Annotated in this window: 21 protein-coding genes; 17 read left to right on the forward strand and 4 right to left on the reverse strand. The window is 32.9% G+C overall.

The window, feature by feature from the left end:
- Positions 1-17: 17 nt before the first annotated feature.
- Entirely contained in the window at positions 18-2,045 is a 2,028-nt protein-coding gene (locus ACWJKE_RS13295) for a urocanate hydratase (protein WP_462958875.1), read from the reverse strand.
- A 57-nt stretch (positions 2,046-2,102) separates the two neighbouring features.
- A complete protein-coding gene (locus tag ACWJKE_RS13300) occupies positions 2,103-5,171 on the reverse strand; it encodes a tetratricopeptide repeat protein (protein WP_462958876.1) in 3,069 nt (1,022 codons plus the stop codon).
- 269 nt (positions 5,172-5,440) lie between these two features.
- Between ACWJKE_RS13300 and ACWJKE_RS13305 the strand changes: the two genes are divergently transcribed.
- The 4 genes from ACWJKE_RS13305 to ACWJKE_RS13320 all read left to right on the forward strand — a co-directional run bounded on the left by ACWJKE_RS13305 (position 5,441) and on the right by ACWJKE_RS13320 (position 9,791).
- Complete coding sequence (locus ACWJKE_RS13305) at positions 5,441-5,719, forward strand: hypothetical protein (protein WP_462958877.1); 279 nt, start codon at positions 5,441-5,443, stop codon at positions 5,717-5,719.
- A 469-nt stretch (positions 5,720-6,188) separates the two neighbouring features.
- A complete protein-coding gene (locus ACWJKE_RS13310) occupies positions 6,189-7,496 on the forward strand; it encodes a Na+/H+ antiporter family protein (protein ID WP_216302135.1) in 1,308 nt (435 codons plus the stop codon).
- Between the two features lie 38 nt (positions 7,497-7,534).
- On the forward strand, positions 7,535-9,064 hold the full coding sequence (hutH, locus tag ACWJKE_RS13315) for a histidine ammonia-lyase (protein WP_220286228.1): 1,530 nt from the start codon (positions 7,535-7,537) through the stop codon (positions 9,062-9,064).
- Positions 9,065-9,479: 415 nt separating this feature from the next.
- On the forward strand, positions 9,480-9,791 hold the full coding sequence (locus tag ACWJKE_RS13320; protein WP_220286229.1) for a demethoxyubiquinone hydroxylase family protein: 312 nt from the start codon (positions 9,480-9,482) through the stop codon (positions 9,789-9,791).
- 28 nt (positions 9,792-9,819) lie between these two features.
- Here ACWJKE_RS13320 and ACWJKE_RS13325 read toward each other — a convergent pair whose 3' ends face one another.
- Together ACWJKE_RS13325 and ACWJKE_RS13330 are read right to left on the reverse strand one after the other, a co-directional pair.
- Positions 9,820-10,467 (reverse strand): tRNA-uridine aminocarboxypropyltransferase, encoded by a 648-nt coding sequence (locus ACWJKE_RS13325; protein WP_216302132.1) that lies wholly within the window; start codon positions 10,465-10,467, stop codon positions 9,820-9,822.
- Between the two features lie 260 nt (positions 10,468-10,727).
- Positions 10,728-12,254 (reverse strand): ABC transporter ATP-binding protein, encoded by a 1,527-nt coding sequence (locus tag ACWJKE_RS13330; protein ID WP_462958878.1) that lies wholly within the window; start codon positions 12,252-12,254, stop codon positions 10,728-10,730.
- A 313-nt stretch (positions 12,255-12,567) separates the two neighbouring features.
- Here ACWJKE_RS13330 and ACWJKE_RS13335 point away from each other — a divergent pair, with 313 nt between their 5' ends.
- The 13 genes from ACWJKE_RS13335 (at position 12,568) to ACWJKE_RS13395 (ending at position 24,183) form a co-directional block, all read left to right on the forward strand.
- Entirely contained in the window at positions 12,568-13,641 is a 1,074-nt protein-coding gene (locus ACWJKE_RS13335) for an NAD(P)H-dependent flavin oxidoreductase (RefSeq protein WP_216302130.1), read from the forward strand.
- A gap of 148 nt (positions 13,642-13,789) precedes the next feature.
- On the forward strand, positions 13,790-14,242 hold the full coding sequence (locus ACWJKE_RS13340) for a MarR family winged helix-turn-helix transcriptional regulator (protein ID WP_165411859.1): 453 nt from the start codon (positions 13,790-13,792) through the stop codon (positions 14,240-14,242).
- A gap of 19 nt (positions 14,243-14,261) precedes the next feature.
- Positions 14,262-15,245, forward strand: a complete 984-nt coding sequence (locus ACWJKE_RS13345; RefSeq protein WP_216302129.1) for a beta-ketoacyl-ACP synthase III — start codon at positions 14,262-14,264, stop codon at positions 15,243-15,245.
- A gap of 20 nt (positions 15,246-15,265) precedes the next feature.
- The gene (gene acpP, locus ACWJKE_RS13350; protein ID WP_216302128.1) at positions 15,266-15,496 is read left to right on the forward strand and encodes an acyl carrier protein; all 231 of its coding nucleotides are present in this window, start codon (positions 15,266-15,268) and stop codon (positions 15,494-15,496) included.
- Between the two features lie 309 nt (positions 15,497-15,805).
- Positions 15,806-16,738 (forward strand): enoyl-[acyl-carrier-protein] reductase FabK, encoded by a 933-nt coding sequence (fabK, locus tag ACWJKE_RS13355; protein WP_216302127.1) that lies wholly within the window; start codon positions 15,806-15,808, stop codon positions 16,736-16,738.
- A gap of 30 nt (positions 16,739-16,768) precedes the next feature.
- Positions 16,769-17,707, forward strand: a complete 939-nt coding sequence (gene fabD / locus ACWJKE_RS13360) for an ACP S-malonyltransferase (RefSeq protein ID WP_216302126.1) — start codon at positions 16,769-16,771, stop codon at positions 17,705-17,707.
- Positions 17,708-17,774: 67 nt separating this feature from the next.
- Positions 17,775-18,515, forward strand: coding sequence for a 3-oxoacyl-[acyl-carrier-protein] reductase (gene fabG, locus ACWJKE_RS13365; protein WP_165411858.1), 741 nt, complete (start codon positions 17,775-17,777; stop codon positions 18,513-18,515).
- Between the two features lie 31 nt (positions 18,516-18,546).
- On the forward strand, positions 18,547-19,788 hold the full coding sequence (gene fabF, locus ACWJKE_RS13370; protein WP_216302125.1) for a beta-ketoacyl-ACP synthase II: 1,242 nt from the start codon (positions 18,547-18,549) through the stop codon (positions 19,786-19,788).
- A gap of 2 nt (positions 19,789-19,790) precedes the next feature.
- On the forward strand, positions 19,791-20,309 hold the full coding sequence (accB, locus tag ACWJKE_RS13375) for an acetyl-CoA carboxylase biotin carboxyl carrier protein (protein ID WP_216302124.1): 519 nt from the start codon (positions 19,791-19,793) through the stop codon (positions 20,307-20,309).
- A gap of 69 nt (positions 20,310-20,378) precedes the next feature.
- Positions 20,379-20,825 (forward strand): 3-hydroxyacyl-ACP dehydratase FabZ, encoded by a 447-nt coding sequence (fabZ, locus tag ACWJKE_RS13380; RefSeq protein ID WP_165411779.1) that lies wholly within the window; start codon positions 20,379-20,381, stop codon positions 20,823-20,825.
- Positions 20,826-20,875: 50 nt separating this feature from the next.
- Complete coding sequence (locus ACWJKE_RS13385) at positions 20,876-22,219, forward strand: acetyl-CoA carboxylase biotin carboxylase subunit (RefSeq protein WP_216302123.1); 1,344 nt, start codon at positions 20,876-20,878, stop codon at positions 22,217-22,219.
- Positions 22,220-22,329: 110 nt separating this feature from the next.
- Entirely contained in the window at positions 22,330-23,190 is an 861-nt protein-coding gene (gene accD / locus ACWJKE_RS13390; protein ID WP_165411777.1) for an acetyl-CoA carboxylase, carboxyltransferase subunit beta, read from the forward strand.
- 42 nt (positions 23,191-23,232) lie between these two features.
- Positions 23,233-24,183 (forward strand): acetyl-CoA carboxylase carboxyltransferase subunit alpha, encoded by a 951-nt coding sequence (locus ACWJKE_RS13395; RefSeq protein ID WP_216302122.1) that lies wholly within the window; start codon positions 23,233-23,235, stop codon positions 24,181-24,183.
- Positions 24,184-24,218: the final 35 nt, after the last annotated feature.

Raw genomic sequence — 24,218 nt, forward strand, 5'->3', positions numbered from 1 at the left:
ACATCCCCTTAAATATATTATTTATCAAAATACTTGCTAACAGTATCCCTTACAAGTTTTTCGTTTGTTAAATAAGGAATAGTAACATGGTCTGTACCTTTATGTGTATTGTTAAATTCTATGACTGTTTCTATAGAATGTTCATTTCTTGCCCATGAACGTCTTGCAACTCCATTCATAACATCCCATGAAAGAGCGGATTTGATTATCTCGTCTACTCTATAACTTCCATCAAGTACAAGACCGAATCCTCCATTTATTGATTTCCCGATTCCTACACCGCCACCGTTATGAAGTGCTACAAGACTCATACCTCTTGCTGCATTCCCGGCATAGCACTGTACAGCCATATCTGCCATAACATTACTTCCATCTTTTATGTTGGAAGTTTCTCTAAATGGTGAATCAGTACCACTTACATCATGATGATCTCTACCCATCATAACAGGTCCTATCTCTCCATTTCTTACCATTTCATTGAACTTAAGAGCTATGTTTATTCTTCCTGTAGCATCCTGATAAAGTATTCTTGCTTTTGTACCAACAACAAGATTGTTTTTTTCTGCATCCCTTATCCAGTTATAGTTATCTCTATCCTGGTATCTTCTATTTGGGTCTATGCATCCCATTGCAGCATGATCTGTTTTTATTAAATCTTCATTCTTTCCACTTAAACATACCCATCTGAATGGTCCATATCCATAGTCAAATAGCTGTGGTCCCATTATATCTTCTACGTAAGATGGAAATATAAAGCCATCTTTTTCGTCTGTTCCATTTTTAGATATTTCCTTAACACCGGCATCATAAATTGCTTTCATAAATGAATTGCCATAATCAAAGAAGTATGTCCCTCTTTCAACTAATGTTTTTATAAGTTCAAAATGACGTTTTAAACTTTTGTCAACCAATTGGCAAAAATTAGTTCTGTCTTTTGCAAGAAGACTTGTTCTTTCCTCAAAAGTTACTCCCTTAGGGCAATATCCACCTTCGTATGCCGCATGGCAAGATGTTTGGTCAGATAATAAATCAATTTTTTTGTTGTTTTTTACTGCATACTCAAGCAAATCAACTATATTTCCGTGATATGCAATTGACATTGGCTCTTTCTTTTCCAAGTATTCGTCAGCAATTTTGAATACCTCATCAAGATCTGATGATTGCTTCATAACCCACCCTTGCTCAAGTCTTGTACTAATTCTTGATTCATCAACCTCAGCTACGATGCCTACACTATTTGCGATTTCGATTGCCTTTGGCTGAGCACCGCTCATACCGCCTAAACCTGATGTTACAAATATATGTCCTCTTAAATCACCATCATTTGGGATTCCAAGCTTCATTCTACCTGCATTTAATAAAGTATTGTAAGTACCGTGAACTATGCCCTGAGGTCCTATATACATCCATCCTCCGGCAGTCATCTGTCCATAGTTTGCAACACCCATTTCCTCTGCTATTTCCCAATCTTTTTGATTATCGAACATGCCTATCATTAGTGCATTTGTAATTATTACTCTTGGTGAATCGGGTTTTGATTTGAAAAGCCCAAGAGGGTGTCCTGATTCTAAAACCAATGTTTGATCTTGAGTCATTATTTCTAGATATTTCTTTATAAGTCTATATTGCATCCAATTTGGACATACACTTCCTGTTTCACCGTAAGTAACAAGCTCATAAGGATATAAAGCCACTTCAGAATCAAGATTATTATCAATCATAAGCTGAAAAGCTTTACCTTCAATACAGTTTCCTTTATATTCATCTATTGATTTTCCATATATTCTGCCTTCGGGACGAAACCTGTATCCATATATTCTGCCTCTTGTAGTAAGCTCCTCCATAAATTCTGGGATAAGCTCCTCATGATACTTTTCTGGAATGTAACGAAGTGCGTTTTTAAGTGATATTTCTGTCTGTGATTTTGAAAGGTGGAAGCCTCTATCTGGAGCTCTCCTTATTCCCTCAATAAATTCAGGCATAGTAGGTAAACAATCATCTAAAGAAACTGTCATTGCATTTTTTATATCAATATTATTAATCATTACTGATCACTCCCCTCTTTATAATCACATTCTAATACTATGTCGTCATTAAAATGTCTATTTTTTGGGGCACTCATAACTATTTTCCTTTATTAAGGTATTTAGCAAATCTATTTCATAATTATCCTTTGAGGTAGTTAAAAAATTAATACTATTTCCACAATAGAATTGTAAATTTTCATTTAAGTACATATTAAAAATTTTATTTAACTTTTCATTATTTTTCATTTCACTTTTAATTTGAGCTTTTACCATATATACAATTCCAATTTCATGAGGGTTTTTTAGCAACCTTGAATGCACATCTGAATTTTTTAAATATTTTAAGGCACTTTCATAATTTCCTTCACTAATTAGTATTCTTGACATAAAGGCTTCTACAATAGACTTTTCCCACATTAAATCGAATTGTTTATAGATATCCATGGCCCTTTCGAAATATTTTTTTGCCTCAGGATATGATCCCATATTGAAACATGTTTCACCCGCATTTATGTTGAAAATAGAAAGACTGGGGAATACATTTTTTTCTTCGCATATTTTTATTGCTCTATTAAAAAAATCTAAAGCTTCTTGAAATTTCATGCTTTGTCTTCTTATATCGCCTATATAGTTATAAGCGGCCGCTATACTCAAGGCGTATTTATCAGCTACACTTTTAGTTACATTAAAGATATTTATAGATTCATTAAAGAGTCTTTCTGCTTCACTGTATTTTCCCTGCATTTTTTTATATAAGGCTTTAAATCGTAGAAATACGCCTATTTCCATATGATAATTACAATCTGCTGCTTTATCTAAACCGATGTTTACATATTTTATCATATCATCAATATTATTAGTTTGTATACAATAATATATCATCTGCTTGTACCCTTCTATAGAGTAATCTGAATCTTCAATCTCATTAGCTTTTTCTATCATTTCATTTATGAATTCAACGCCTTTTTCATAGCTTCCTTCTCTTATAAGATATCTTCCTTTAATATGTAAAAATTCGATCTCTAATCTTAAAACTTCTTTAGAGTTTCTACAGTCATTTTTTATTTTTAATAGTAGAATTTCTATCTTCTTTATGCTTTTAATGGTTTTATTGTTACTAAAATATAGATTGTTATAAAAATTAACATCCTTATAATATAGTACTGGATAAAGTTCATGACTAAAATTTAAATATACGTTTAAACTTTTTATACTATACTTTAATGTTGCTAAATTATTATTTGCGTTTGAAAAATGATAAACAAGTTTATTGTAAATGGTTATATCACTTCTATTATTTGTTAAACCCTTTTCAATAATGTAGCCTATATTATTATGAAGAATTCTTCTTCTTGCCAAGGATTGATTAATGTAAATAAATTCTCTTAACTTTTGATGAGTAAACATAAAGCTTATTATATTATTGTTATTTGTTTCTTTTAATATAAATTTATTTTGAAGTTCTTCTATTGAGTCAATTATCTTAAGTTCATCTTCTCCTGTAAGTTCATGTAAAATATACAAAGGTATTTCATCAAAAAATAAAGATGAAATTCTTAAAATGTTTTTGCACCCTTCAGAAATATCTAAAAGCCTGCTTTTCATTACATCTTGCATTTTAGAAGACATAATATTTATACTACTATTAGATTTTATAGTATTAATATATTCTGTTAAAAAAAATGCATTTCCTTCAGTTTCGTTGTATATTTTATTTACTATATCTTTATTGAAATGATTTTTTGGAAGACCAATTTTAATGAAATTTTCGACTTCATCATTATTAAATCTTAATAAATCCATCCTTAAAATCTTATTGTGTTTATTTGCTGAAGCTAAGAATTTATCTATTTCGATGTTGTATTCATTTCTATATGTCATGAAACACAAAATGTTAGCATGACCATGTAAAATTATACTGCTTAAAAAGGTTAAACTACCATAATCAATCCACTGTATATCTTCAAAAATAAGCATTATTTTCTTTTCGTATGCTATTTTAGTAAGTATATTAGTAATTACATTCCCAATGACTTCATATTTTAATGTATAGTTACTCTCTATAACCTTAAGGCTTCGTTCTTTATTATCTAATTCATCAATCTCAGAAAAACAATTTTCTAAAATATCTTCCCATAAAGTTGGGATTTTTATATTTTTATTTTTCATAATTTCGGAGAGCTTGGATAATATTATGGTCCATGGTTTTAAAATACAATCCTTTTCAAATTGAAAACAATAAGTTTCTAAAATATAAGTTGTATCCTCATCTACTACTTCTAGAAATTTATCTTTCAATCTTGTTTTTCCTATACCAGCTTCGCCTACCAAAAATACGGATTTCGAAGATTCGTTTTTCATGAAGTTATTGTAATTGTTTTGTAATATCCTCAATTCATTATATCTTCCATAGAAAAAATCATCAGCGTTTTTACTGCTTTTAACTGTATTCATAATATCTATTACTTCATTAACTACATTTAATATTTTATCATTAAGAGAAATGGATAATTCATCTTTAAATAATTTCTTAACATCATTATATGTTTCAATTGCTTGGTTATATTTACCTTGATTTTTGTAACTTTCCAGTAGATATATATAAGCATTTTCATTGAATTCATCTATTTTTATCAATAGCTTTGAATATTTTTCAACAATATCATAATTATTATTTTGTAATTCCTTTTCTATTTTTTTATTCAATTTATCAATATACATACATTCAAAACTTTCACGCATTTCTAATAGCCAAATTTCAAAATTTTCTGCATTTTTAGGGCAAAATCCTTGTAGAAATTCTCCTTTAAAGACATCTATTTCACTTTCATCACTCATAAAAGTATATATATCTACGTCTATTTTTATATCTGGATTGAGCATAATTATTGATTTTTGAGGGGATACCAATACCGGAACATTAGAGCATTTATTTATTTTATAGATAGCATTTCTTAGATTCTTTTTAGCATTGCCTTCTTCTTGGTTAGCCCAAAAAAGTTCTGAGAGATGTTCTCTGTTATCTTGTTTATTTAGTAGTAAATAACAAAATAGGCCTTGAGCTTTACTGAATGGTAAGAATATTTCTTTTTCATTGACAGTTACGCAAAAATTACCAAACATTTTACAATATATATAATCCATCGAATCACTCCCGTATAATGCCATAAAATTTCTTATGTAAATTATACTACAATATAAATAAAATGCCAAAATAAGATTATAGCTGAACCTTTTATGTGGAAATTCTGGATTAATAGATGTAATATAGACGTAAATAGTAAAATGTAATATAAATGCAACTGTAAAAAGGCAAAATAGTACTATGACAAGGGGGAAAATGTATTTTTATGGTAAAAAAAACAGTGAACTAATAATGTGCAGTATATACTTAAAATTTTTATCAAATTTAATTGATAATTCATAATAGACACTTATTTGACGTTTGGATGTTAAAATTGATTTATAATAAAAACAAAAAGGAAGTTATAACAATAAAGTTACATTTCATTAAAGTAAATCCAGTAGAAAATATGACCGTTTTTATTTTAGAGTCTGCATCGAGACAATTTCATATCAATGTTGCTAATAAAATTATGGAGTATGGAAGCCCCCATGCTGAACAGGTTGAATTCATAGAAAAACCTTGTACAGAAGAAGGAAAAGATAGTACTGTCCTAGGCTTCAGATGATGGGAGGCGAGTTTTGTGGAAATGCGACAAAGTCGTTAGTGGCAGTTTTAGTGGACAAGGAGTATCCTTGTGTGAAAAAGGAAAATGAAAAACTTATTGTTCTTTAGAAGTATCAGGATTTAACGGAGTAATAAATTGTGAGGTAGAGCATTTAAAAAATAGCAACGAATATAAATCTAAAATTGTTATGCCTTTGGTTAAAGAGACTAAAGATTTTTATGTTAATCACAATGGAATCGTTTACAAGTGCGATGGTAGAGTTTCCAGGAATAATTCATTTAATAGTAGATAGTAAAGGGAACAGATAGTTTATTTTGGGAAAGAAGTTGTGCTTCAGGCACATCCGCTTTAGCGGGAGAATTAACTCAAAAACAAGAGAGAAGCGTAGATATTTTACTTAAAAGGTAAGGTGAAAATTGTTGCTGAAGGTGAAGCTTATCTATAACAATTAGCCACGAGGAGGGAATATATGTTATTATTTAATCCAGTTGTTGTATCAGTTATTGTAATGATAGTTTTATGTCTTTTTAAACTTAATGTGCTACTGTCTATATTAATTGCAGCCATGACAGCAGGCTTAGTTTCTGGTATGTCGTTGGGAGATACTATGAGGACACTCATTGGAGGAATGGGAGGAAATGCTGAAACTGCATTAAGCTATATATTACTTGGCGCATTAGCAGTTGCAGTAAATAAAACTGGACTAGCAGGGATTTTGGCTAAGAAAATATCTAAAATTGTTGGACAAAAGAAATATGTATTTATAATGTTATTAGCCTTTTTAGGTTGTTTTTCTCAAAACCTTATACCAGTTCATATAGCATATATTCCAATATTAATACCGCCGCTACTTTTATTAATGAATAAACTTAAAATAGACAGGAGAGCAGTAGCTTGTGCTCTTACATTTGGATTAAAGGCTCCGTATATTGTTTTACCAGTAGGGTTTGGTCTAATATTTCATGGGATTATAAGTTCTGAAATGACTAAAAATGGTATACCTGTTATGACAGCTGATGTAGCTAAAGTGCTATGGCTTCCAGGGATTGGAATGGTTATAGGTCTTCTTATAGCTGTATTTTATACTTATAGAAAGCCAAGAGAATACAAGGATATTCAAATAGAAGGGCTGGATGAAATTAAAGATGGAGACCTTAAAATGAATTCAAAACATTGGCGTGTTCTAATTGGAGCTGTGTCTGCATTTGTAATTCAAGTTCTTACAGGATCGCTTCCTCTTGGAGCGTTGGGAGCATTAATTATAATATTTGTTTCAGGAGCAGTTAAGTTTGAGGATGTTAATGGATTACTTGATGGTGGAATTAAAATAATGGGGTTAATAGCATTTATAATGCTCGTTGCATCAGGTTATGGGGATGTTTTAAGGAAAACTGGAGCAGTGGAAGCTTTAGTTACATCTCTTGCAGGAATGGTTAATGGAAGTAAACTGGCAGGTGCAGTTTTAATGTTACTTGTCGGTTTATTAGTAACGATGGGTATAGGGAGTTCATTTGGTACTATTCCTATAGTGGCTGCAATTTACTGCCCACTTGCAATGAAACTTGGATATTCTCCACTAGCTACTATACTTCTAATAGGTGTTGCATCAGCGCTTGGAGATGCAGGTTCACCAGCATCAGATAGTACACTTGGACCAACATCAGGACTTAGTGTAGATGGTCAACATGATCATATTTGGGATACATGTGTACCGACATTCTTACATTATACTATACCACTTATGATATTTGGGATTATAGGATCTATGATATTCTAGTCTAAATAAATTACTAATAAATTTTAGGAGGAATAAAAATGAAAGAAATACTTTTGACAGGAAATGATTTAACTTTAGAGGAAATGGTATCTATAGCTAGAGATGGTTGCAGGGTTTCTATAAAAGAGAGTGCTATAGAAAGAGTTATAAAATCAAGAGCAATAATTGATGATATAGTTGAAAATGAAAGAGCTGTTTATGGTGTAACTACAGGGTTTGGTGAATTTTGTAATGTTAGTATTTCTAAAGAAGATTGCAAAACACTTCAAAGAAACTTAATTTGCTCACATGCTTGTGGATATGGTCCTAAATTTCCAACTGATGTCGTACGAGCAATAATGCTTTTAAGAGCTAATGCACTATCAAAAGGATTTTCAGGTATAAGACCTGGAACTTTGCAAACATTAATTGAAATGATTAATAAAGGTGTTTACCCAACAATTCCTGAAAAAGGATCTTTAGGAGCGTCAGGAGATTTAGCTCCACTTGCACATATGGTTTTACCTATGATTGGTGAAGGTGAAGCAGAGTATAAAGGTGAAATATTACCAGGTAAAGTTGCTATGGAAAAAGCAGGAATTCCTATAATAGAACTTGATGCTAAAGAAGGTTTAGCGCTTATAAATGGTACGCAAGTTTTAACTGCAACAGGAGCGTTAGCTACTTATGATGCTATAAAGTTATTAAAAACTAGTGATATAGCAGCAGCTTTGACAATGGAGGCTTTAAGAGGAATTACAGATGCTTTTGATCCAAGAATTCATGTGCTAAGACCACAGCCAGGACAATTAGCAACAGCCAGAAACATATTAAAACTAGTTGAAGGTAGTACTTATGTAACAAGACAAGGTGAAGTAAGAGTACAAGATGCTTATTCATTAAGATGTGTGCCTCAAATTCATGGTGCAAGTAAAGACGCTATAAACTATGTAAAAGCTCAAGTTGAAAGAGAAATAAATTCAGTAACAGATAACCCTATAGTAACTGAAGAGGGAGACGTAATTTCAGGAGGTAATTTCCACGGAGAACCTATGGCATTAAGCTTTGACTTCTTAGGAATTGGATCAGCTGAAATTGCTAGTGTATCTGAGCGAAGATTAGAAAGATTGATCAACCCTCAATTAAACGATTTACCAGCGTTCTTAGCTAAACATGGTGGATTAAACTCAGGATTTATGATTACACAATATGCAGCAGCAGCCTTAGTATCTGAGAATAAAATATTAGCTCATCCTGCATCAGTAGACTCAATACCTTCTTCAGCTAATCAAGAAGACTTAGTTAGTATGGGAACAATAGCAGCAAGAAAAGCTAGGGATATAGTTGATAATGCATCTAGAGTAGTTTCAACAGAAATATTAGCTGCATGTCAAGCTATAGATTTCAGAAAAGAATCTGGATTCAAACTTGGCATAGCAACTCAAGAAGCTTACGATTTAGTTAGAAAATCTGTAGACTTTATTGAATATGATATAGTTATGTATAAAGATCTAGATAAAGTTACTGAACTCGTTAAGAGCGGAAAGTTATTAGCAGCAGTAGAAAAAGTAGTTGAAATAGAATATTAATATAACCTGGATTAGAAAAGGGGGTGAAACAAAATAGAAATTAATTTCTATTTTGTTTCACCCTCTCTTTTTATTTTTTAATATATATAATCCGTATGAGGTTTTATTTGGTGTAATATTTTGCTAAAGGTCTGCTCATAAATTCAGCAGAAAAGATTACATACATTTGTAGTTATAAATATATATATATATATATATTTATAGATAGGTATACATGTTGCAGCATAGAAAAGTTTTAAACTATGATAACACACCTTTTCGTTTTAACGACATTTCAGAAGGAAAGGTTCTCTATTCTATAAGAGGGGGGTATACACTATAACAAAGAGAAGACTTTAGAAGTAGCATTTATAAATGAATAATAATTCAGTATGATGCTAAAAATAAATTTAAGATTGAAAGGGAGGAAGAAACTATGGCGTTATTAGGAAATCCATTCGTTGCAAATGTACCAAGACAAATGTCAAATGAAGAGCTGGCGCAAGCAATTCGTGTGGACATTGCTGGTGAACTTGAGGCTATCATAGCTTATGAAGCTCATGCAATGTCAACATCTCATGAAATAGTTAAAAAGGTTTTAAATCACATTTCAGATGAAGAAAGAAGGCACGTTGGGGAGCTTCAAGAGGTTTTGTATATGTTATCACCAAAGGATTCTCAATTTATGGAGGATGGTAAACAGAAAATTAAAGATCAGCAGTCTCAAAATTTCCAGCAACCGATGTAGAATTTTTGCCGCCTTTTGGGTGGCATTTTCAATTTTTATTAGAAGGTGAAAGTTCATGTCCACTTGAACCTGCCTTATAGCTTTTTAAAAATAGATTGTAAAATGTATTTACTACTTGTGCACTTTCGATCTCTCTATTTAGTTTTAATACTTCGATCGCGGCTTCTATTGTGCATAAATTACCATCGACCGCACCTCGTCTTAAATCATATTTAGACTTAAAACTTGGATTCAATGAAATAATTGGAAGTTTCTCTAGATAGGCACTTCTCCTAACTATTTTTCGTGCTTCCTTCCATGTACCGTCTATGATAATAAATACAGGGATTTTACCAGTCCTTTTATATTCAACTTTTCGGAGCGCAGCCTCACAATTTTCTATAGGGAAAAGTAAGAATGGCTCATATATTTCATTATTTATATTTGCTACTAATTTTTCAGGTATCTTCGTTCTTTCCCAAAGAAAAATTTCTGTTGAATGTGGATTAACTATCTTTAATATTCTTGCAGTATTAGAGGGTCTGTAAAATTCTTTTTCTGTAGATAGAATCCAAATATTTGCATTAGTTTTTATTTTAGGTGCTTTATCACAAAGGCAATTTATAATTGGTAACCCACATGTATTACAACTATCATATAGACTTGTTATTTGTTTTACTTTATAAATCCAATTCATAATGCCTCCTAAATCCTTTTAATATTTCATTTATATTTAGTTCATTATACTACCATAAAATACTATTATCAACGTGGCTAACCCTAAAAATCTATTCAACTACCAGTGGATAATAGGGAGCATAACAGCACTTAAATTCATGATCTAATAAAGTATAACGCTTAAAAAGCCACATAATGGATATTCATTCCACCATGTGGACGGTCTTTGTACGTATGTCGGCTATACCCTCTCTAATGCCGGTTTAATCTTTTAAGTGATTATAACTCAATTATTTTGTCGAAATTATCTATCAATTCCTCGCTTAAACGATGTGTGATGAGAATAATAGTGAAATTAGGATTTTTTAATAACATTGACTCGACTTCAAATGCATTTTTTTTATCTAATGCTGAAGTTCCTTCATCAATAATGATGATTGGTTTATGACGGATCAAAGCTCTGGCTATAGAAAGGCGTTGTTTTTGGCCACCTGAAATGTTATTCCCTTCTTCGCCTAAAAAAGTATTTAAATTTTGATCTAAAGATAAAACAAAATCACTTAGACAGCTTTCTTTTAATGAATTATCTAATTCCTCTTCAGTAAAGTTTTCGCACAATGTTATATTATCTTTTATAGTCCCACTAAATATATATACATTTTGACTAATATATGCAAAATTATCCCTAATACTTTCTTGACTATATTGTTTTATATCAACATTATCAATATATATGTTTCCTTCATAATTATTTAAATGACCTAAAATCAATTTAATCAATGTGGTTTTACCACTTCCGCTTTTCCCAATGATTGCATATTTTTTTCCGTTTTCAAAGATAAGTGAAATATTTTTAAAAACATCTTCATTTTTATAACCGAAACTTACATTTTTAAGTTCGATGGAGCTAGAAAAAGGTGGGCACATTTCTAAAGTTGTAAATTGATTAGAATCGGTATCAAATTTCTGCAAAACAGGTTTAGAAGACCTTATTGTTGTAACACAATTTAATAAAGTAGCAAATGAACCGAAAAATGAACCAGCTAAATTTGCAGCTGGTAAAATTGAACCTACAGATGTTAATCCCTTAATTGACAAATATCCAGTAATAAAAGTCATTGCAATTTGAGAAATTATATTTGATAAACTAATTAAGGTGTTAACTACTATCTGTGTCTTCTTAAATGTATACTTCATTAATTCTAAAATCTTAGAATTTTCTAAAATGCTGGATTTGAATCGTGACAATAAATTATAACTATATAATACCTCATGTCCCATCATAGTTTCCTTTGTAACTTTTACAAATTCTTCTTGTTGATCAGACATAGCTTTTGAATCTTTTTCAACAGTTTTGTTCATAAGCTTTGGGGGAATTATCATTAAAACACATAAAACAATTGCAAGCATTGCGACCCACAAGTGAATATATACTAATCCACATAATGAAAATATAATCATAGATAATTGTGAAATTAATACGAAAAATTGGTTGAATGTTGTACTTTCAATCTGAGTTACATCGTTAGTTAACCAAGAAACATAGCTTCCGGTCTCGTTTTTATAAAATTGCTCATAGTCCATTTGTGTTAATTTATCTGTAATTTGATATCTTAAAGTGAAATTCATTTTTGCAACGGCTTTTGCTGTATTTATTTTACTTTCATAATCCATAATGATAGATATAGTCCACATCAAAATCATAAAAATAATTTGTTTTATTAAGGCATGTACATCACCTGCAATAATAACATTCAAGAGATTTGCTAACATTAACGCTGTTAATACCAATAACAACGATGACAATATATTCAAAATACTTGCAATTACCACTATTTTTTATTTTGCCTAATAAACTTTTTCATATTTGCCCCCCATAATAATAACGGATAGTGCTAATTCATTATAATACAATATATGCTAAAGGCAATTAAAATATTAAATTAATAAATAATTTTCAAAACATAGTAAATACTAAGAAGTATGTAATGTAAAACGGTATTATCAAAAAAATACTCAAAAAAGTTATAAGATACTTTTGTCTTGACATAGAATATAAAGATATATATACTTTGACTATCAAACTAATTCAAAATCAAAGTAAAGGGAGCGGATAATTATGAAGTTACCTCCTTTAAAAATTGGAGAATTAATAGCAGGTATTCCTATAATTCAAGGCGGTATGGGAGTGGGAGTGTCTCTTTCGAGTCTAGCATCAGCGGTTGCAAATGAAGGCGGGATTGGGATAATATCTACTGCTCAAATTGGATATAATGAAAAAGACTTTGGAACCAATGCAAAGGAAGCAAACATAAGAGCATTAAGAAGTGAAATCAGAAGAGCTAGAGAATTAAGTCCTAAGGGTATTATTGGGATAAATATTATGGTAGCTATGAATAATTATGAAGAACTTACAGCAACTGCTTTAGAAGAAGGAATAGATTTAATAATATCTGGTGCAGGACTTGCACTTAATTTGCCTAAAATGGCTAAGGGGTTTAATACAAAGCTTGCACCAATAGTATCATCAGCAAAGGCAGCTACAGTTATATCAAAAATGTGGGATAAAAAAAACAATTGTGCTGCAGATTTAATTATTGTTGAAGGTTCTGAAGCTGGTGGACATCTTGGTTTCTCTATGGAATCATTACTAGAAAAGAAAACCCAAGACTTAAAGGATATAGTTAAAGAAGTTATTGAGGCAATCAAGCCTTTTGAAGAAAAGTATAATAAAAAAATTCCTGTAGTAGCTGCTGGTGGGATTTATACTGGCGCAGACATTGCAGAAATCATGAAACTTGGAGCAGCAGGGGTACAAATGGCTACTAGATTTGTGGCTACGCAGGAGTGTGATGCTAGTTTAGCTTTTAAAATGGCTTATGTTAATTTAAAAGAAGAAGATATAAAGATAGTAAAAAGTCCTGTAGGTATGCCAGGGAGGGCTATTAACAATAAGTTTATGAAGCTCACTCAGGAAAGTGGTTGCAAAGTGGATAAATGTTATTTATGCATAAAGGACTGTAATCCTCAAAAAACTCCTTATTGTATTACGGAAGCGTTAATACAATCAGTAAAAGGTAATTTAGATAAGGGACTTATTTTCGTTGGAAGTAATGCTTACAAAGTAGATAAAATTATATCGGTTAAAGAACTTATGAGTGAACTAGTAGTAGAGGCAGAACACGATTTTTAATTTTATTACAAATATAAATTAAAAAAGAAAATTTGCATATTTATGGTAAGTATATTGACAAATAATCATTACATCGATATACTTTGATTGTCAAAGTATATGAAAAGTAAAGTACATGAAAATCAAAGTATGGGAAATGGTGATAAATATGAGCAAATCTGTTGGTGTTATAAATGAACTTTTAGTAGAGACCTTTAACGATATATTACAGATAGAACAGAGGGCACTTAAAGAGGGTATACTTAAAGACCTATCTATAACGGAAATACATACTATTGATGCAATAGGGATGTATGAGTACAGAACTATGTCAGAAGCAGCTCAAGATATTAAAATTACTGTAGGTACGCTTACAACGGCTATCGATAAGCTTCTTAAAAAAGGATATGTAAATAGGAAAAGAGGAGAAGAAGATAGAAGATCAGTAATGATTGCGCTTACTAGAAAAGGGAAACTCGCCTATAGAATACATGAAAAATTTCATTCTGATATGGTGCACGCAACTATAGATGGTCTAAATGCAGAAGAAGAAGATGTACTAATAAAATCTCTAGAAAAATTAAATGATTTCTTCAAAAAAAAATATAGATTAGAAAGTTAATGAAAGGATCGATTAAGGAATGAATGAAGTACAAATAATTGGTACAGGAAGTTATGCTCCTCTAAACATAATGACTAATCATCAATTGGCAGAGATTGTAGACACTTCTGATGAATGGATAGTTTCTATGACGGGTATCAAAGAGAGACATATATCACAAGGTGAAAACACTTCAGACTTAGCAACAAAAGCAGCCTTTGAGGCATTAAAGGATGCACAAGTTAAAGCGGAAGATATAGATTTGATAATTCTTGCAAGTACATCGCCTGATCAATTTGTACCGGCCACTGCATGCATAGTTCAAGGGAATATTGGAGCAGTTAATGCTATGGCCTTTGACATATCAGCAGCATGTACGGGGTTTATATTTGCCCTTGATATAGCAATGCAATTTCTTAAAACAGGAGAGCGTAAACGAGCCTTAATAATAGGTGCAGAGGTTCTATCAAAGATTGTTGATTGGACAGATAGAAAAACTTGTATACTCTTTGGTGATGGAGCAGGAGCAGCAGTTCTTGAGGCAGGCAGTAAAAAAGGAATTATTTCTATAAATTCAGCTTCAGAGGGTGAAAAAGGTGGAGTTTTAACTTGTCCTACTGTAGATGTAAAAAACACTTTTATAGAAGGAAATGAAAATTTTAATGCGAAAATAAGTATGGATGGCAAAGAGATTTTTAAATTTGCAGTAAAAACTATTGCAAGCAGTATAAACGAAATCTTAAATCAAAATAATTATACCTTAGAGGATGTTAAATATGTAGTTTGCCATCAAGCAAACTACAGAATAATAGATTTTGTAGTTAGAAAATTGAAGGCTGATAAAGATAAATTCTTTGTGAACTTAGATCGTTATGGGAACACTTCAGCGGCAAGCATAGCTATAGCAATAGATGAGATGAATAAGAAGAATTTATTAAAAGCTGGAGATAAGATTATACTTGTAGGCTTTGGCGGTGGATTAACCTACGGAGCTTCATTAATAGAATGGACAATCAATAAATAAAATATTAGGAGGAATTAGTAATGGTATTTGAAAAAGTTAAAAATGTAATAGTTGAACAATTAGGGATAGACGAAGCAGAGGTTAAAATGGAGGCGAATTTCACAGATGATTTAGGAATAGATTCTCTTGAAATATTTGAAATTGTAATGTCACTCGAAGAGGCCTTTGAAATTGAAATACCGAATGAAGATATAGAAAACATTAAAGATGTAAAGGGAATTGTTAACTATATAGAAGAAAAGTTAAAATAATTGGAATTAATGGGTTAGGTGATTAGAGAACTGAGATACTAATCATATTAAAATTTAGTTTATTTCAGTATGATAAAAGAGTATATATTACATGAAATGTAGTCCACGTAATATATGCTTTTTTTCTATAATTATCTGACTTTAACGGCATTTCAAAAGGGAAATCTCCCACTTTTATAAGTGGGAGTTCCATACTATAACGAAGAAGAAACTTCAGTGGGAGTATAAATCTCCTTCTTGGGTTGTTATATTGCAACTCCGCGGGAGATGATTTAACTATATACTTTTAAGGAACAAAGGAGGGATAAAATGTTTAATTCCGTATTTTTTGAAGATTTAGGTGTGAAATATCCGATAATACAAGGTGGTATGGCTTGGGTTGCAGACAGTAGCTTAGCATCTGCAGTATCTAATGCAGGGGGCTTAGGTATTATAGCAGCGGCTAATGCACCAGTTGATTATATAAGAAATGAAATTAGAAAAGCAAAGAAGTTAACAGATAAACCATTTGGCGTTAATATAATGCTTTTAAGTGATAATGCAGAAGAAATTGCACAGCTTGTATGTGAAGAAGGTATTAAAGTTGTTACTACGGGTGCAGGCAATCCAGGTAAGTATATGGAACTTTGGAAGTCACATGGAATTAAGGTGATACCAGTGGTACCATCAGTGGCACTGGCTAAACGCATGGAGAGGGCAGGCGCAGATGCAGTTATCGCAGAAGGTTGTGAATCTGGAGGACATATCGGTGAACTTACAACTATGGCTCTGGTTCCACAAGTTGTCGATGGAGTTAGTATTCCGGTGATTGCAGCAGGGGGTGTAGGTGATGGGCGTGGTATTGCGGCAGCATTTATGCTTGGAGCCCAGGGAGTTCAAGTAGGAACAAGATTTTTAGTGGCGGATGAATGCACAATACATGAAAAGTACAAAAAGAAGGTATTGGCTGCAAAGGATATAGACTCTGTAGTTACAGGAAGACCTACAGGGCACCCTGTTAGGGCTTTAAAAAATAGGTTATCAAGACAATTTCAAAAGCTTGAAAAGGAAAATGCTCCAGTAGAGGAGCTAGAGGCCCTCGGACGAGGATGTCTACAAAGGGCAGTAAAAGAAGGCGATATTGAGATGGGATCTGTTGTGGCAGGTCAAATCGCAGGTCTTGTAAAGAAAGAACAAAGCTGCAGAGAAATTATAGAAGAAATGTTTGCAGAGGCAGAAGAAGGTATTATAAAATTTAGATAAAAAAGAATATTATTATTTAAGGAGGGAAATATGAGTAAAATTGCTTTTATTTTTCCTGGACAGGGAGCCCAATATATTGGTATGGGTAAGGAATTATTTGAAAATATAGAGGTTTGCAAAAATATATTTAATATAGCAGATAAGGAGCTTAAATTTGAGCTAAGCAAACTTTGTTTTGAGGGCACAGAAGATGAGCTAGATATCACAGAGAATACTCAACCAGCTATTTTAACTACTAGTATAGCAGCCCTTATGGCATTAAAAGAACATGGCATAAAATGTGATGTAACTGCAGGACTTAGTCTTGGAGAGTACTCAGCACTGGTTTGTAGTGGAGCTATGGATTTCAAAGATGCGGTAAAGATTGTTAAAAAGCGTGGACGATTTATGCAGGAAGCAGTGCCTGTAGGGATAGGAACTATGGCAGCTATTTTAGGCCTTGCAGTTAACTTAGTTGAAGAAGCTTGTAGTGAGGCTAGAACCTCTGGGATAGTAGAAATCGCTAATTTAAACTGCCCAGGACAAATAGTAATTGCCGGGGAAATAGCGGCGGTAGAACTTGCCTGCGAAAGAGCTGTGAAAAAAGGCGCAAAACGGGCTATTAATTTACCTGTAAGCGCACCATTTCATACTTCTATGTTAAAACCAGCAGCGGAGAAGTTAGAAATTGAACTTGAAAATATAAACCTTAAAGACATTACTATTCCAGTAATGACAAATGTAAATGGTGATTATGTAAAAGGCAAGGATGATATTAAAGGTAATTTAAAACTTCAAGTTATGAGTTCCGTTTTATGGGAAACAATTATAAGAAATATGATAAAAGACGGTGTCGATACTTTCGTAGAAATAGGTCCAGGTAAGGTCCTGTGTGGATTTATCAAGAAAATAGATAGAAAACTTACAGTAGTTAATGTAGAAGATATGGCATCTTTGGACAAAGCTGTTGCATCTTTAAGTAAGCGATAGAATTGCTTAAACAATAGAATTGATTAAAAAGTGGAATCCTATGAAAGATGTAAAGGAGCATGAATTTATGTTAAAAGGGAAAACAGCAGTAGTTACAGGAGCTAGTCGGGGTATTGGAAGAGCAATAGCCGTAAAGCTAGCAAAGCTTGGAGCAAATGTAGTTGTTAACTATAGAAATAGTGAAGACGCAGTGCGCGAAGTAGTTAAAGAAATAGAAGATTTAGGAGTTAAGGTGTTAGCAATTCAATGTGATATTAGCAGTTATAGTGATGTGGAAAATATGATGAAAAAAAGTGTTGAAGAGTTCGGAAGCTTAGATATTCTAGTTAATAATGCTGGCATAACAAAAGATGGTCTTTTAATGAGAATGAAGGAAGCTGATTTTGACAGTGTTATAGATATTAACCTGAAGGGTGCTTTTAATTGCACAAAACATGTATCAGCCATAATGCTTAAACAGAGAAGTGGAAGAGTAATAAATATATCTTCAGTGTCTGGGCTTACAGGAAATGCAGGCCAAGTGAATTATTCCTCCGCAAAGGCAGGTATAATAGGTATGACTAAGGCTGTGGCTAGAGAATTTGGGGGCCGCGGAGTTACTTGTAATGCAGTAGCCCCAGGATATGTTCAAACAGATATGACACGTGGTTTGACCGAGAAGGTAAAGGATACTATAATGAGCACTATTCCGCTAAGGAGACTTGGAACGCCAGAAGATGTGGCAAATGTAGTAGCATTTCTAGCCTCAGAGGAAGCTTCATACATAACAGGTCAAGTTATAAATGTAGATGGTGGAATGGTAATGTAACTTAGTTGATGATTAAAGGAGGGTTTACTTTATGAAAAATAGAGTTGTTATAACAGGCATGGGAGCAGTTACTCCTATAGGAAATGATGTAAATAGTTTTTGGGATAATATAAAAAAAGGTACTTGTGGCATAGATGTAATTAAGGCTTTCGATATTTCTAAATTTAAATGTAAGCTTGCTGCAGAGGTTAAGGATTTTGACGTAACGGTTGCACTCGACAAAAGAGAAGCTAGAAAAATGGATAAATATTGTCAGTATGCAATGGTTGCAGCAGATGAAGCAATTAAAATTTCAGGATTAGATTTAAAAACTATAGATAGTGAAAGATTAGCAGTAATAGTTGGTTCAGGAATAGGCGGAATTGGTACTATTGAGAACGAGCATGCAAAGCTTATGGAAAAGGGAGCAAGCAGAATTACCCCTTACTTAATACCTATGATAATAGGTAATATGGCGGCCGGGAATATTGCAATAAAATATGGTGCTAAAGGTATGTGCTCGAGCGTTGTTACGGCTTGTGCTACAGGAACTAATGCAATAGGAGATGCTTTTCACATGATTCAAGATGGAAGAGCGGACATAATAATAGCTGGAGGTGCAGAGGCTTCAATAAGCCCGCTAGCTTTAGCAGGGTTTGCACAACTAACAGCTTTAAGCAAAAGTGAAGATCCTTTAAGAGCATCGATTCCTTTTGATAAAGAGAGGGATGGTTTTATTATGGGCGATGGTGCAGGTATAGTTATACTTGAATCTTTAGAGCATGCAGAAAAAAGAAATGCAAAAATATATTCAGAGGTTAAGGGTTATGGATCAACTTGTGATGCCTACCATATAACTTCACCATCTCCAGATGGAGAAGGAGCAGCAAGATCAATGATAATAGCGCTTAAAGACGCAGATGTTAAGGCAGAAGAAATATCTTACATTAATGCACATGGAACAAGTACTCCATATAATGATAAGTTTGAAACTATAGCTATAAAATCTGCTTTTGGCGAATATGCATATAAAATACCTGTAAGTTCAACAAAGTCCATGACAGGTCATCTCTTAGGAGCATCAGGGGCTATAGAAGCTATAGTATGTGCAAAAGCATTAGAAGAAGGTTTTGTGCCAGCGACTATAGGATATAAAGTGCCAGATGAAGATTGTGATTTAGATTACGTTCCAAACGTAGGAAGAAAACAGCAACTTAAATATGCATTGTCAAATTCATTAGGCTTTGGTGGTCATAATGCTACTATTATATTAAAAAAATGGGACGGTAGATAATTATGGATTATAAAAATATTCAAGAGTTAATAAAAACCGTTAGTGAATCGATTCTTACTTCTTTTGAAATTGAGACAGAAGGTATCAGAATAATGATGGAGAAAAAAGAACAACAGGTGGTAATAGAAAAAACACCTTTAAATGCTGCACCTTTAGAGCGAGTTGCTAAGGAAATCCTTACTAGGGAAGATGTAGCTTCTAAAGAAGTGTATTTAGAAAAACTAGAAAAGGATATAGCTATAACTACAGAAAATGCAGAAAAGGCAATACCCAAGGAAAACCTATTTGTAGTTAAATCACCTATTGTTGGAACTATGTATTCTTCTCCAAGTGCTGAATCAAAGAATTTTGTAAAGGTTGGGACTAAGGTTAAAGTTGGAGACACACTTTGTATTTTAGAAGCTATGAAGCTTATGAATGAAATTGAAAGCGAAGTAGATGGAGAAGTTGTAGAAGTATTGGTTTCAAATGAAGATATGGTAGAGTACGGACAGCCATTGTTCAAAATAATTGAAAACTAGTGGCGAAAAGACAGCTTAAAACTGTCATATGGTGACTGGTGTAATTGCATGAAAGGTGGAATCATTAATATGGAAGATATAAAAGGTACTACTTTAGATATAAAACAAATACAAGAAATTATTCCTCATAGATATCCATTTTTATTTGTGGATAAAGTAGAGGAACTAGAACCAGGCAAAAGAGCTGTTGGGTATAAGAATGTTACTATGAATGAGTATTTCTTTCAGGGGCATTTTCCAGAAGAACCTATACTTCCGGGAGTAATAATTATTGAGGCTTTAGCGCAGGTTGGGGCAGTGGCACTTTTAAGTATGGAGAGCTATAAAGGTAAAATAGCTTACTTTGGTGGTATTAATAAAGCTAAATTTAGAAAGAAAGTTGTTCCGGGAGATGTGTTAAAGCTAGAGGTAGAAATAATCAAAATGAAGGGACCTGTTGGGATAGGTCTAGGCATAGCTACAGTAAATGGAGTTAAAGTGGCACAAGCTGAAATTACATTTGCGGTAGGGAAATAAACATTAAAAACACTTTTGTTAATAATTTTTAGTGTGGGGAAGGTAATAATATGTTTAAGAAGATATTGATTGCAAATAGAGGCGAGATTGCGGTAAGAATAATCAGGGCGTGTAATGAAATGGGTATTCAAACTGTTGCAGTATATTCTGAGGTAGATAAAGATGCTCTTCATACTCAAATGGCAGATGAGGCTGTATGTATTGGACCTAGTAAATCTAAGGATAGTTATTTAAATATGCAAAATATTTTGAGTGCCACGGTGCTTACGGGCGCAGAGGCAATTCATCCGGGGTATGGGTTCTTATCAGAAAATAGTAAGTTTGCACAGATGTGTGAGGAGTGTAATATAAAATATATAGGCCCAAATTCACAAAACATTGATAATATGGGAAATAAATTAAAGGCAAGAGAAATTATGATAAATGCTGGGATACCAGTAGTCCCTGGTTCGGGCGGAGCGATTGACTCTGAAGCAGATGCTTTAACGGAAGCTGAAAAAATAGGATATCCTGTAATGATAAAGGCCTCAGCAGGAGGCGGGGGACGAGGAATTAGAGTCGTTAGTAAAATAGAAGATCTTATACCTGCGTACAACACTGCAAAAGCTGAGGCGAAAACTGCTTTCGGTGATGATACAATGTATATGGAAAAATTCATAGAAGAGCCAAGACATATAGAGTTTCAAATACTTGCAGATGAGCATGGAAATGTTGTTCATCTTGGTGAGAGAGACTGTTCTATTCAAAGGCGTAATCAGAAGGTAATAGAAGAGGCACCAGGAGTCCGAATGACAGGAGAACTTAGAAAACAGATGGGTGAGGTTGCAGTTAAAGCGGCTAAGTCTATTAATTATAAAAATGCTGGAACTATAGAGTTTTTATTAGATAAACATGAAAAATATTACTTTATGGAGATGAATACACGTATACAGGTAGAGCATCCAATAACAGAAATGATCACTAGAGTAGATTTAGTTAAAGCGCAGATAAGAATTGCTGCAGGCCAAATACTTCCTTATAAACAGGAGGATATAAAAATTGAGGGCCATGCTATTGAATGTAGAATAAATGCAGAAAATCCTTCTAAAAATTTTATGCCTTGTCCTGGCGTTATAAAATCACTACATATTCCAGGAGGATATGGAGTAAGGATTGATAGTGCGGCATATCAAGGATACAAGATTCCACCCACATATGACTCCATGATAGGAAAACTCATTGTCCACGGAAAAGATAGAGATGAAGCAATACGTAAAATGAGAAGAGTATTAGGGGAGTTTATAATAGAGGGTGTGGATACTAATATAGATTTTCAATTTAAAATAATAAATAATAGTAATTTTATAAAAGGAAAATTTGATACTAGTTTTATTAGTAAAGAATTTAACAAGTAGCTAAACACATACTGGAATTTATTGCATAAAAGTTTTATACTATGAGAGTGGTATCTATTTGGTATGCTATAAATTATAGTGTAGGTATGTTTTTAGAAAGGGGTAGCTATATGTTTGAGTTTAAACGTATATTTAAAAAAAGTAAATATATTGAGGTTAAAAGTTTAGAAGATGAATATGGTGAGAAAAAACCTAATATCCCTACAGGAATGTGGGTTAAATGCGAAACATGTGGCAAAATCCTTTATAATAAGGATTTAGAGAGTAGCATAATGACATGTGATAATTGTAGAACCCATTTCAGAATTGGGTCTAGAGAAAGAATAAATTATACTATAGATGAAGGGACTTTTATAGAATACGATAAAGATATGATCTCAGATGACCCTATAGATTTTGAGGGATATAAAGATAAACTCCAAAGTTTGCATGATAAAACCTTATTAAAAGAAGCTGTAATAACTGGAGAAGGAAAGATAAATGGACAGGATACGTTAATTGCAGTAATGGATAGCAATTTTATGATGGGAAGCATGGGCTGCGTTGTCGGAGAGAAAATTACAAGGGTCATTGAAAGAGCAACAGAAGCTAAAAAACCAATTATTATATTCACTGCCTCAGGGGGAGCTAGGATGCAGGAAGGCATATTTTCGCTAATGCAAATGGCCAAAACTAGTGCTGCTATTGCAAGGCATAATGAAAAAGGTTGTCTTTATATAACTGTTCTTACAGACCCAACTACAGGTGGAGTTACAGCAAGTTTTGCTATGCTGGGAGATATAATAATCTCTGAACCTAATGCATTAATAGGGTTTGCAGGTAAAAGAGTTATTGAACAAACATTAAAGCAACAATTACCTGATGGTTTTCAAAGGGCTGAATTTCTGCTCCAAAAGGGTTTTATAGATAAAGTAGTGGATAGAAAAGCTATGAAGGATACTTTAACGCAAATATTGAAAATTCATTCATAGCATTAAGAGAAAGACAAAAGTAACGGTAGGGAGTGGAATTTTATGGTAACTTTACCTTTTGAAAAGCACATGTATGAACTTAAAAGTAAAATAGATGAACTAAAGAATTTAGCAATAGATCAAAATATGGATTTAGAAAAAGAAATAAGACAGATGGAAATTAAGCTCTACAATATGAAAAAGGAAGCCTATAAAAACTTAACTGCCTGGGATAAAGTAAGTATTGCGAGGCTTGTGGAACGTCCTACTGCTCTTGATTATATAAATCTGATTTTTGATTCCTTTATGGAGCTACATGGTGATAGGTATTATGGAGATGATTCTGCTATTGTAGGTGGAATAGCAGAGTTTAATGGTATTCCTATAACTGTTATAGCCCAGCAAAAGGGAAATAACACCAAGGAAAACATAAAGAGAAACTTTGGTATGCCAAATCCAGAGGGGTATAGAAAAGTTTTAAGACTTATGAAACAGGCAGAAAAATTTAAAAGGCCTATTATTTGTCTTGTAGATACTCCGGGAGCATATTGTGGACTAGGTGCAGAAGAAAGAGGTCAAGGTGAGGCAATTGCTAGAAATCTTATGGAAATGGCAACATTAAAAACACCAGTAATTTCAATAGTTATAGGAGAAGGCGGAAGTGGTGGAGCTTTAGCTATGGCGGTAGCAGATGAGGTTTGGATGCTAGAACATGCAATTTATTCTATTTTGTCACCGGAAGGTTTTGCTAGCATATTATATAAAGATGCAAGTCTTGCTAAAGAAGCGGCTACTGCAATGAAAATAACAGCTCAGGATTTAATTGATTTTGGAATAATAGATAGAATTATAAAAGAGCCTTTAGGTGGGGCGCACACTAATTTAGATGAGATGGCGGCAAGTATTAAACGTAATTTAGAGGAGTCAATTGTTAGATTAATGCGGGAACCTATAGAATCTTTACTTACTAAGAGATATTATAAATTTAGAAAGATTGGTAAGGTAGTGGAATAATTTTAATTTTAGTGATGTTAAGAAAAGTATATATA

Source organism: Clostridium sp. CM036, from assembly GCF_055081135.1.